General features: G+C 41.9%; 10 protein-coding genes and 1 tRNA gene. 4 read left to right on the top strand and 7 right to left on the bottom strand.

Features of this window, described 5'->3' with window-relative positions:
• Positions 1–545: 545 nt before the first annotated feature.
• The 3 genes from IM319_RS03005 to IM319_RS02995 form a co-directional block, all read right to left on the bottom strand.
• Complete coding sequence (locus tag IM319_RS03005; RefSeq protein WP_286824990.1) at positions 546–1,733, bottom strand: FtsW/RodA/SpoVE family cell cycle protein; 1,188 nt, start codon at positions 1,731–1,733, stop codon at positions 546–548.
• 70 nt (positions 1,734–1,803) lie between these two features.
• Positions 1,804–2,748, bottom strand: coding sequence for an isoaspartyl peptidase/L-asparaginase (locus IM319_RS03000; protein WP_287079715.1), 945 nt, complete (start codon positions 2,746–2,748; stop codon positions 1,804–1,806).
• Between the two features lie 278 nt (positions 2,749–3,026).
• Positions 3,027–3,099, bottom strand: a tRNA-His gene (locus IM319_RS02995).
• 101 nt (positions 3,100–3,200) lie between these two features.
• On the opposite strand from IM319_RS02995, the gene IM319_RS02990 reads away from it, so the two are divergent.
• Entirely contained in the window at positions 3,201–3,587 is a 387-nt protein-coding gene (locus IM319_RS02990; protein ID WP_286824992.1) for a DUF4359 domain-containing protein, read from the top strand.
• A gap of 373 nt (positions 3,588–3,960) precedes the next feature.
• Here the strand turns inward: IM319_RS02990 and IM319_RS02985 are convergent, their stop codons facing one another.
• Both IM319_RS02985 and IM319_RS02980 read right to left on the bottom strand, forming a co-directional pair.
• Positions 3,961–4,233, bottom strand: a complete 273-nt coding sequence (locus IM319_RS02985; protein ID WP_287734583.1) for an AbrB/MazE/SpoVT family DNA-binding domain-containing protein — start codon at positions 4,231–4,233, stop codon at positions 3,961–3,963.
• Between the two features lie 112 nt (positions 4,234–4,345).
• A complete protein-coding gene (locus IM319_RS02980; RefSeq protein WP_287734581.1) occupies positions 4,346–5,902 on the bottom strand; it encodes an AAA-like domain-containing protein in 1,557 nt (518 codons plus the stop codon).
• Positions 5,903–6,393: 491 nt separating this feature from the next.
• Here IM319_RS02980 and IM319_RS02975 point away from each other — a divergent pair, with 491 nt between their 5' ends.
• Entirely contained in the window at positions 6,394–7,647 is a 1,254-nt protein-coding gene (locus IM319_RS02975) for a competence/damage-inducible protein A (RefSeq protein ID WP_287734579.1), read from the top strand.
• 422 nt (positions 7,648–8,069) lie between these two features.
• Here IM319_RS02975 and IM319_RS02970 read toward each other — a convergent pair whose 3' ends face one another.
• Complete coding sequence (locus IM319_RS02970; RefSeq protein ID WP_287077706.1) at positions 8,070–9,665, bottom strand: Hsp70 family protein; 1,596 nt, start codon at positions 9,663–9,665, stop codon at positions 8,070–8,072.
• A gap of 192 nt (positions 9,666–9,857) precedes the next feature.
• Between IM319_RS02970 and IM319_RS02965 the strand changes: the two genes are divergently transcribed.
• Both IM319_RS02965 and IM319_RS02960 read left to right on the top strand, forming a co-directional pair.
• Positions 9,858–10,457 carry a Uma2 family endonuclease gene (locus tag IM319_RS02965; RefSeq protein ID WP_287734578.1) on the top strand — a complete coding sequence of 200 codons (600 nt, stop codon included), beginning with the start codon at positions 9,858–9,860 and terminating at the stop codon, positions 10,455–10,457.
• A gap of 122 nt (positions 10,458–10,579) precedes the next feature.
• Positions 10,580–11,047, top strand: coding sequence for a DUF29 domain-containing protein (locus IM319_RS02960; RefSeq protein ID WP_287686308.1), 468 nt, complete (start codon positions 10,580–10,582; stop codon positions 11,045–11,047).
• A 99-nt stretch (positions 11,048–11,146) separates the two neighbouring features.
• On the opposite strand, the gene IM319_RS02955 is transcribed toward IM319_RS02960, so the two are convergent.
• On the bottom strand, positions 11,147–11,396 hold a 250-nt coding region (locus tag IM319_RS02955), incomplete at its 5' end, for a Uma2 family endonuclease (RefSeq protein WP_287734576.1).

Genomic DNA, 11,396 nt, shown 5'->3' with positions numbered 1-11,396 from the left:
CTGAAAGGTCGCGAAAGTCTGTGGACTTTGTGTAAGACAGTACATGGTTTTTTAACCGTGGTATGCAACGGTGGTTGAAGCAGAAACTTAAATCGTGAGGTTTAGGAATCGCCGCACTTTTAGGGCGGCGAGGATGTCAAGACTGACAAGTGTTCCCTAGACATGAAAAAGCCCCTGGGAGTCTTGCCGTGTTTCGACCCCAAGGACTTTGCTTTCTTCTCACTCCTCACACAACTAAAATATATAGTAATTTATGGGTTAGGAAAAGGTTAAGCGTGCCGCTTTCTTAACTGGCATAATTACTTAGGGTTTGCGGCAAAAAGTTTTTCGGTGGGGGTTGGGGGTTGGGGGTTGGGGGATGGGGGATGGGGTTTTACCCATTTTCACCTGGTCAATTACCTAATTTTCAGGGAAAAAGTCCCCCAATTTTCCCCTCAATCACTCCAAAGGTCGGCACTTTTTGAGGTCAAAAAAGTCTAAAAGTCTTACCCAACAAGGTTTTTAGATTTATTCAGCAGACCCTAATTAGAGCTTGCTGAATAAATCTAATATTGAGTGAAAACCGAGACAATTTTCTGAGGACTTTTTTTACTGGTGGGAACCGGATCGGGGTCATTTTCTTCCCTAGCCACGCGGATTAAGAGGGCGGCTAAAAAGAGACTGGCTAAACTGGAACTGCCGCCATAACTAAAGAGAGGGAAAGGTAAGCCGGTAGTGGGTAAAGAACCAGTGGCCACACCGATATTTAACAGGGATTGACCGATTAAAATTACCATCGCCCCGATCGCCACTAATTTTTTGATGCGATGACGACATTTAACCGCCACGATCAGGGCGAGAGTAGCGTAGAGAAATAGCATGATTAACAGTAAAATACCGCCAATAAAACCAAATTCCTCGCCAAAGACAGCGAAAATAAAATCCGTATCCGGGAAGGGTAGATAAAATAATTTTTGTTGGGATAAACCGTAACCGCTGCCGGTGGTTCCGCCAGAACCGATCGCCAGTAAACTCTGCACTAATTGATAACCATCACCCCGGGGATCCTGCCAAGGGTTTAAGAAAGACAAAATCCGTTTTCTCTGGTATTCGCGGAAAGTAACACTAACCACGGCCATAGTTAAACCCAGTAAAGCGGTGCTGGTCATGTAGGATAAAGGCAGACCGGAGGCAAGAGCGATCAACCAGAGAGTTATACCGCAAAGAGCAGTGGTACTCAAGTTAGGTTGTAAGAGGATGCCCGCTAGAATTAGCCCAAAAATAGCGATCCAAGTTAACCGTTGATTGACATTTAAACGCGGCCAACCACCAAAAACCGCCGCCCCTTGCAGGACGAGAAACGGTTTCATAAATTCCGACGGTTGCAAGAGAATCGGCCCGATTTTAATCCAACGGGTGGCACCGTTGATATTAGTTCCCAAACCGGGGATAAGAGTGATCAAAATTAATCCTAAAACTAATAAAATCATCCAGGGTGCGATTTTGAGGAGTTTCTCGATCGGCAATCGCACCAGGAAATTAAAGCCAATTAAGCCAATCCAAAGCCAGATTAATTGGCGTATAAAATAGTATAGTCCGTTATCAAAGCGACTGTCAGCCAGAGCGTAGGAAGCGGAAAAAAGCACCACTAACCCGACTGACAGCCACAAAAAAGTCATCCAGCGCAATAATCGCGCTTCGGCTGACCAGTTTTTCACATCGGGGTCAAAAATAGGAATAATATATTGCCACACGGAGATTTTCGAGAAGAAGTATCTTGTACAGATTAACTGAAAAGACTAGGCTCGATCGCAGTTTGTTCCCCTATCCGACGGCTACTTGACCGATTAAACCCACATTTTCACCGTGCCATTCTAGGGTATCACCGATCGCCTGACCGTCGTGATAGGCAGCCAAGAGAATTTCCGCCGTTTTCCCCCAAACAATATTCCCCTGACGATCAAGGGAAATCATGCCCAGATCCCGACCATTAGTTTGGGATTCGCGCATGGATTTCTCCACGGCAGCGGCGAGGGAAAAACCATCGGTGACGCGAATGACCACCTTAGCGGCTAAACACTCATCGATAATATCTTCCCCGACCCCCGTACAGCTTACTCCTGCCCATGGATTCGCATAATTGCCGGCCGGCATGGCACTGTCACTAACGCGACCGATTCTTTCTAGTCCCTTACCCCCGGTAGAAGTTCCGGCGGCGATGTCTCCTTGCTGATCAAGGGCCACCACCCCGATAGTTCCCCGTTGCGCTGACGAGTCGGCGAATAAACGGGCCATTTTACGGTTAAAATTCGTCTTTCTTTCCTCCATCCATTCTTGAATCCGATAATCGGTGAGGGGATCATAGAGGGGAATTTGTAATTCTCTGGCCAGATCTGCCGCTCCAATTTCCGAGAGAATGCGATCCTCTTGACTTTGGAGAAATTGGGCTAGGCTAATGGGATTCTGTACCCGCGAGACGTTAATGACACCGCTTAAACGCTGGTGACGACCATCCATCAAGGCTGCACTCATTCGCACCTGACCGTCCGATTGCACCACCGAACCGGTCCCGGCATTAAATCGCGGTTCATCCTCCAGTAACATACATCCTTTTGTCACCGCCTCCACAGCACTAGCACCATTGTCAAGGAGGTTGTAAATATTCTTAACAATCCCCCGGAGAGAATCGCGGACTGATTCTAAACCACCTTTGTCCTCTAGGGAACTCGCTCCCCCATGAATAATTAACTTCGGATTTACTCTGGTCATTATTTTCCTCACATCACATTACCGATCAGATCTAAACTATCACGTTATCACTACTGAGCTTCTCCAGTGCCGTCTTAACCTGTCAGTAGTTGGACAAAATTAAATTCACAGTCTCGAAAGGGGGAACGGGGAAAGGCAAGGGAAAAATTATCTGTAATTACTCGCCGTTGGCTCATTTCTGGAACCGAAAATTTGCTCAATTGCCTCAAATACGGTTTAGCCAACACATTGACCGTTCTCCTCAAAGCCTAATCAACAGCAGCGATCCTTAAAAAGAGGGCGAACGAGGGGACTCGAACCCCCGAGTGGTGGAACCACAATCCACTGCCTTAACCACTTGGCTACGCTCGCCTTACACATATCTACTATACCAGAAAACGAATCGTTGACAACAGGTTTTTTATCCTAATTCGGGCTATGGTTAGGGTAAGTGAGTGATGATTTGAGAGCTTATGAAATTGGCGCGGTTAGGGGGAATGGTGTTAGGAGTGGTTTTAGGGGGAATTGCGGGGATATTGCTGACAACTAACCCCAATCGTCAAGATTACGAACAATACGCTTCCCAGAGGCTAACTAGCTATCTTAAGGATAATGTCTGCGCTCGGGCGCAAGCTTCCATCGAGGTGCAGGCTCTCTTGCGGGGTTACTGTAAAATGTTGGTGGATACGGGTCATCCTTTTTTACAAGAAGCGATCGCAACTAACACCACTAGAAAGAATTTTGTCATTTTCAGCGTTTATCAAACGGAATTATGGTTCCCTCCCCCTTTACCTAGTTATCACTTCAGCACCGTCGGTTTTTTGAATAAATTATACATCTACGAAGCTTTAGAATTGTAGTCAGTTAACGGAGGCGGTCGGCAGGAGGCCGCTTTTGTAACGGGGATTTATGCCCCGCTCCAAAAACTTTTCGCCTTAAGGCGCGGTTTTAGACCCGATTTTTTCGATAAAGCACCAAACAGCCCCAAGGTGCTCCTCCATTTTTTTATCGTCATTACAAGCAATAATTTCTAGACTATTCTCTAATAATCTTTCACCTCTCAATCGTTTAATAACTTCCTCTGGAGATTCTCCTAAATCAACAATTTTTGATCATACCTCTACCCAATTAATAATACTGATATAACACCTATTAATCAAGGCATTTTCTACAATTTCTGCTCTTGGTTCGTCTCTAAGATAAGCTAAAAAGGCAGCAGCATCTAACACAGATTTATTCACTTAAATACTCCTGTATGCGTTCTTGAATAAGTTCATCTACTAAATTTCTATCAGGTGATTTATCTTTTAATAAACCTCTTAATTTTTTAACTTGTTGTTTGAGGCTGACTAATTGGAGTGTGCCGCTATCTTCCAGAGTTAAGATTAATCTATCTCCAGATTCTAAATTAAGAATTTGTTGGATTTCTTGGGGTAAAGTTAAACGTCCTTCTAGTTCAATATCAAGTATGTATTGTTGAGAAAGTGATGAATTAGCAACTGTCATAACTTTATATTTCCTTGTTTTCTACCTATTTCTAGTTTAGCAAAAATTCTAAAAGTTAATCCTGTAGGGTGCGTTAATGCAATGTAACACAAACAGTGAGTTTTGGAAACACTCACGCCCGAATCACAGTAATTCTATATTGATTTTCCGTCACCACCACCTCAGTTGATAACCTTTCTTCCATTGGTAAAGCATTTTTCCGCCTATCAAAGATAAATAACCAACCAAAATCTACCCCCAAACGCCCTAAATAAGATTCTAATTGTTCAATTCCATCAGCTTGAGGATCGCGTTTTTTATCCCGCCATACTTTTAATTCAATCCCTAAAATTACATCTTTATAACTCAGACATAAATCCATTCTATCACTACCAATTGCATATTCCCTTTCTAAAACTCCCCCACCATTAACCACACGATGTAAAAAAGCCATTAATACAATATGTGGAGCGATTTCATGATATCCCGTACTACCTAATAATGGTTCGACCTGTTGTCGCCAAAATTTGAGAAATGCTGTTAATAAAGCAGCTAGATTTAATTCACCTTCTGGGGTTAACCAAGTCGGTGCAATCATGGGTAAAGAAGCCATTGGTGTCACAGTTAATACCCTGGGTAAAACTTCCCGATAAATGGGATTAGCAATAGTTAATCCTCCATAAGGGTGCATTTTACATAATCCTAAATCAATGACAAATTGAATATCATCATTAGGTATATTTCCTAATTCTAAACCTGCTAACATCGTTTCAATAATGGCTTGAATTCTTGGTTCTCTTAACCGTTCTGCTAAACTATCTAAATGAGTATCTTGACGTGCAATTAATATTTCTTTGGCTGTTAAAATGTGTTCTTTAGTAATAGCAATGTTTCTATTTTTTACCATTTTTTCTACAATTTCTTTAGCTAAAGCATTGACTAACCAAGGTTGTCCTTGAGTTAAATCAAAAGATGTTTCTATTGCTTCTGGTGTAAAAATTTGTCCTGTTGCTGCTGTATGTTGTTGATATAATTCTCCCACTTCTGCAAGATTAAAATTTCGCATAGTCAGAGAAGCAACTTTGATATTAAAAGGACTAGATGTATTTAATCTATCACTAGCACCAGATGCTACTTTATAATCTCGCACATCTCGTAAACCAATTAATCCTACTGAGGTCGGGAAATTTTCTGGACGATTAGGAAAACCATCTCTTAACTGTCGTAAAACTGATATTAATGTTTGGTCTTGTAAAGAATCAATTTCATCTATAAATAATACTAAAGGTCGGTTTATCGCTTTTGACCAACCTCTTAAAAAAGCCTTAATTCTATTTCCTGGTTCTTCCTGTTGCCATTGTTTAGCAGCTGGTTGTAATTCGGTCGGTAAACTATCCTCAATTTTATTATACCAAGTTCCTAAAATTGCTAATTCTGCGGCAGCAGGATCATGATTAAATGCACTTCCTACTTCCACTGACACCATGACTGCTGCATAATTTCCTGTATTAGTAAGTTGTTGTGCTAGAGCTAACATTGCGGTGGTTTTCCCTGTTTGTCGTGGTGCGTGAAGGACAAAGTAACTACGTTGTTGAATTAGCTCCTCTAAATCTGGTAATCGTACTGTGGGAGAGAGCATATAGTGGATATCGTCTTTACAGGGACCTGCAATATTAAACCAGCGAGTCATAGAATTTTATTATTTAGTGGACATTTTAATTTTAGATGATTTTGGTGGGGTTTTTGATAGCAGGAAGGAAGAGGTGATGATCGGCAATACTTTGTTATGCTTGATTATGAGCAATTATTGTTATATAGGGGAATAGTACGCTGATTTTACGTTTGCTAATAGGTAGTGATTTTATTGTCGTGGTGATAGCTCAAACCTTGCTAATTGGGCATTATAGTCATGGATAAAGTACCAGATAGCCCATAGGTGATTCTCCACATTAGACTACCACTACTATCGAATCACTACCCAGAATCATATATGGGGTGTTCAGCAACAAAGTGGCATTTAATATAAAAGACCTTGATTGTTGATAGCTTACTGGTATAATGTTGGAGCGCACTGGTATTGTTAACTTCCATGACCATCGTTACCGAAACCCGATCGAACGATGGTGACAGGAGATCAGTTGATGATTAAAATTGAAAATCTTAAGCTAATTGTTAAAAATTATGGCCGCTGAAATTATTTGTGTAGGAACGGAATTATTATTAGGGGATATAGTTAATACTAACGCCCAATATTTAGCCCTAGAATTGGCAAAATTAGGCATTCCCCATTATTATCAAACAGTGGTGGGGGATAATGTAGAAAGACTGAAAAAAGCGATCGCTATTGCCCGAGAACGTTCTTCAATTTTAATTTTTACCGGCGGACTCGGACCTACTCCCGACGATTTAACCACAGAAACAATCGCCGATTTTTTCCAAACGTCCCTCAGAGAAGATCAGGAGATTTTAGCAGAAATCGAGGCTAAATTTACGAGTTTAGGGCGAGAAATGCCTCCTAGTAACAGTAAACAGGCTTTAATACCCATGGGAGCCGATTTTTTGCCAAATCCCACCGGAACCGCCCCCGGCATGATCTGGCAACCAGAGGCTAACGTAACTATTCTCACTTTCCCCGGAGTACCCTCAGAAATGAAGAGAATGTGGGTAGAAACGGCGATTCCTTACCTAGAAAGTCAAGGATGGGGCAAAGAGAGGATTTATAGTCGTTACCTCAAATTTCGCGGTATCGGTGAGTCAGCTTTAGCGGAAAAAGTTGCCCATTTATTTGATCTGACTAATCCCACCGTTGCCCCCTATGCTAGTTTAGGCGAAGTGCGTTTGCGAATTGCGACCAAAGCCCCTTCTTTAGAGGCTGCTTTGCAGGTAATTGAACCGGTAGCGACGGAAATTAAGGAAATCGCCGGATTAGATTATTTTGGTGCTGATAACGAAACTTTGCCCTCGGTAGTGGGAGAACTTTTGCGGCAGCAAAAACAAACTTTGAGTGTGGCAGAATCCTGTACTGGAGGGGGATTAGGGGAAATTATCACCCAAATCGCCGGCAGTTCCGATTATTTTGGGGGTGGGGTTATTTCCTACGATAATCGGGTAAAAGTTGCCCTCTTAGACGTAAATGAAGGGGATTTAAATAATTTCGGGGCTGTAAGCGAGATTGTCGCCCAACAGATGGCTCTAGGAGTGCAAAAACGCCTCGCTACGGATTGGGGGATCAGTATCACGGGTATTGCCGGACCAGGAGGAGGCAGCGAGACGAAACCGGTGGGCCTAGTTTATATCGGTTTAGCCAGTCCTGAGGGAAAAGTGACTGTATCAGAGCATCGTTTCGGAGAAAATCGAGATCGCTTGACCATTCGCCAGATTAGTGCCTATACCGCCCTCGATCGCCTACGCCGGAATTTATTAATAATGTCTTAAAAAAGAATTGCCAAGAATATATACTCAGACTAAAAACTTATGTTAAGCTTAATATAAATACAAGATATAGATTCCCCCGTTCGTCAGATTTAACAGCCAAACGATGAAAATTAGTTAGAATTCTCTAGAATCAAGCTTTTGCGTGGCTGTTGCGGGGATCAATCGACGAAAACTCATAGCTAGTATCTCAAAGGAGCCATTTGGTCAATGGACTATTTAGATGAAGTGATAGACAAGTTGAGAGAATGGGCGCGCAAACTGATCGAGAGTGTTTTTGGTCCGGAACCCGAACCCGAACCCGAACTAATCCCGATCCCCGTGCGCGATCACAGTCGATAAAGCCACCGGTAAAACAGAATATTGCGATAATATCAGTGCAAACTTACTATGAGTCTGCACTTGATTTTTAGGTGAATCAAATCCTAGCTTAATTTGGTGACGATTTGATTATTTAGTAACAATTCTTGACTGAGTAAATCTTCCACATTAATCCGCAGAAAACACTGATCATCAATCCAGAACTGCACTTTAATGCGATCTTTACCCCGAAAACCTAAAGGATCGAGTTTAGCGATCGATCGGGCCCCCTCGCGATCATTTAAGGTTTGGACGCTAGTTTCTCCATTACCGAGGGAACGAGTAATTAATTTATCACCATCAAAATAGACCTCCATTGCCCCCCTTTCCGTGCCTAATTCGCCGATAATTAATTCAATGCTGGGTTGATTGTCCACGGAAGCACCCAGGACTAATTCCACGGGTTTTTCCATAGGATAGGGTTGTCCAGAGTTAATAATCGGATGCCAAGCGTGGGCATTTTTGCGACGATTCCAGTAACGAATGCCGTAGCTATGATAAAGAAAATCTTTGACTTGATAACCTTGGGCTAATTGTAACGCTCCCAAAGCGATCGCTTCAAAGGGTCGATCCTCTTTAATTTTACTACTATCAAAATACTGTCGCACCCAATCTTTTACCGCCGGAATTTGTACGGTTCCCCCGACTAATAACACCGCATCGATATTGCTAACTTCAACTCCATTGCGTCTTCCCTGTTGCAAAACTCCCGTCATTAAATCATCTAATTGATTAAAAAAGTTTTGTTGTTGGAGAATATCGGTCAATTGTTCTCGATCCAAGCTTAACTCGTAACTCTCGAAATTTTCCTCATCAAAATATACCTCCTCGGCGGTTAATTGGGAAGAAAGTTTAATTTTTAATCTTTCTGCTAGACGAGTAGTCAGGGAAGTTTTCGCTAAAGATTGCTTTTGGGCAAAATAATCGACAATCCAATCGTCGATATCTGACCCCCCTAAATTTGTCCCCGCCTTGGCTAAAACTCTCGCTAGTTTAGTTTTTTGGGCAGAATTATTGCCTAAAAGTTTTTCTCCCCACTTGAGAATAAAACCTTGATTTTTTTGAGGATTATCTAAATCTAATTGTACCAAAGAAAGATCGAGAGTGCCACCGCCAAAATCTACCACTAAAATCACTTGATCCCCAATGGTTCCATAACCCAAAGCGGCGGCCGTGGGTTCATCAATTAGTCGAATTTGTTCGATTTCCCACCCCTGACAAACATTGCTTAACCAATTGCGGTAACTTTCAAAACTATCGACGGGGACGGTTAAAACTAGAGATTGGGGGGTTTCCGGGGTGGTGTTTTTTAAGTGGTCGATGATGCTATCAAGAAACCATTGACCAACCCCCTCGAAACTGAGGACAGTTTCCTCTAATTCTGGTAAAAATCCTTGAATTTTTGCCCCGATACCTCGTTTAAAGCGACGAAAAAAACGCGGATCTCGATCGATATCTAAACCCCGATCCCGTACCGCTTGACCAGCAATTACTTGCAGGGGATTGGCTGATTTAATATAGAGTAAACTGGGAATTAGGGGGGGATTGTCGGCTATTTGTTGGGATAACTCCGATAATTTGACGGTTTCTGCCCTATTTGTCGCCCCATTCCAACGAGTAATGACGGTATTACTGGTTCCGAAATCAATAGCGTAGAACACGATCGATGGTTTTTAGGTAAATTTAGTTAATTATTCGCTATTGTAACCTGTTATTTACAGCAAACCGCCCGATCGAGGTGGAAGCTTCCGAAAAACCTGGGGAATTTGGTCAGCGCAAGCTAAAGAAGTCTGAGCAGAAACTTGACAAATAATCTTTAATAGTATATATGAGTTGCACCTGATCAAAGGATTATGTTAGCAGTTACTACCTCACCCGAAACCCTCTCCTTAGAAATTCCTAGCGCCATCGCTCTCTCGATCACCCTTGAACAGTTTGAAGCCCTTGCTATGGTCAACCGTGACTTAAAATTAGAACGTACAGCCCAAGGAGAATTAATCGTGAATCCCCCGACAGGTGGCGAATCAGGACAGCGAAATTTTCGTATAACAGGACAATTGTTTCGCTGGTGCGAAGAAAATGAAGCTTTAGGAGTCGGGTTTGACTCTTCCACTGGATTTATACTGCCAAATGGGGCGATTCGTTCTCCCGATCTATCTTGGGTGAGTCGAGAACGCTGGGAATCTTTAACCCCTAAGCAGAAAAAAGGATTTATTCCCCTCTGTCCCGATTTTGTGGTCGAATTGCGGTCTGAATCTGATAGTCTTGACAAATTACAGAAAAAACTGCTCGAATATAGGGAAAATGGGGCAAGGTTAGGCTGGTTAATCGATCCCCAGAATCGGCAAGTTGAAATTTATCGTCAAGCAAAGGAAGTGGAGATATTAGAAAATCCCACTGATTTGTCGGGTGAAGATGTTTTACCCAATTTTAGCTTAAATTTAAAGCTCTGATGTTTTCAGGAGTAATACTAGGATATTAGACTTCTGGCAGAAGTCAGGCAATAGGCAACAGGCAAGAGGCAACAGTGGTAAGAATCGCCGATTGCTCTATCATATTTCTAGGTCATCATCAAATGAGCATCGAAAAGTCTTTAGTCTCGTCAGGTAAAAGTCTTTATCAAGAAGATTTCTACGGATGGTTACAAGAAACCGCTAACTTGCTCAAAGAACATCGTTTTGAAAAATTAGACTTAGAAAATTTAATCGAAGAAATTGAAACGATGGGAAGGAGTGAAAAACGAGAACTAGAAAGTCCCTTAACCGTCATTGCAGAACATCTGCTTAAATTGACTTACTGGCTAACTGAAAAGGAAACAAATGTTCAGGGGTGGCGCAGCACAGTTGTTGAACAACGCAGACAAGTTCAACGCTTATTAAAAGAGAGTCCAAGTCTGAGAAGATTGATTCCTGAAATCTGGATAGATTGTTACCAAGCAGCCAGAGAGGATACTGTCAGAAAGTATCAACTTGCTGCTGATTTATTCCCGATTGAATCACCCTTCACCCTTGAAGAAATCCTTGATTATGACTATCTTCCTTAAAACTGAAGTTTGGTATTTTGTCTATGAATACAATGCCTAACAAAGCAAAGCCTTAAGCGGCAATCAGTACTTCTGAATCACTCCCTAAATTAAATTGGCTTACCAAATCAAAGTAAGATTTAAACTAAATTCTGGCAGAATATTTTCCCCCGATAAACTCTCTGGATTGGTTAAAATTTCTACTGCCTGTCCTTGACGATAAATTTCTACTTCTCTAGTTTTTCTATTGATTAACCAACCTAAACGAGTCCCATTATCTAAATATTCTTGCATTTTTTTCCTAGCAGTTTCTATGTTGTCACTAGGAGACATTAATTCAATGACAAAATCGGGAGATAGAGGTAAAAAT

The sequence above is a fragment of the Microcystis sp. M113S1 genome (assembly GCF_020246945.1).
GTDB lineage: Bacteria > Cyanobacteriota > Cyanobacteriia > Cyanobacteriales > Microcystaceae > Microcystis.
This window is presented reverse-complemented; position numbering and strand designations above follow the sequence as displayed.

Bases quoted from the DNA above. Each gene is read 5' to 3' on its own strand.
- IM319_RS03000 (WP_287079715.1), bottom strand. From the start codon at position 2,748: ATGACCAGAGTAAATCCGAAGTTAATTATTCATGGGGGAGCGAGTTCC.
- IM319_RS02990 (WP_286824992.1), top strand. From the start codon at position 3,201: ATGAAATTGGCGCGGTTAGGGGGAATGGTGTTAGGAGTGGTTTTAGGG.
- IM319_RS02985 (WP_287734583.1), bottom strand. From the start codon at position 4,233: ATGACAGTTGCTAATTCATCACTTTCTCAACAATACATACTTGATATT.
- IM319_RS02980 (WP_287734581.1), bottom strand. From the start codon at position 5,902: ATGACTCGCTGGTTTAATATTGCAGGTCCCTGTAAAGACGATATCCAC.
- IM319_RS02975 (WP_287734579.1), top strand. From the start codon at position 6,394: ATGGCCGCTGAAATTATTTGTGTAGGAACGGAATTATTATTAGGGGAT.
- IM319_RS02965 (WP_287734578.1), top strand. From the start codon at position 9,858: ATGTTAGCAGTTACTACCTCACCCGAAACCCTCTCCTTAGAAATTCCT.
- IM319_RS02960 (WP_287686308.1), top strand. From the start codon at position 10,580: ATGAGCATCGAAAAGTCTTTAGTCTCGTCAGGTAAAAGTCTTTATCAA.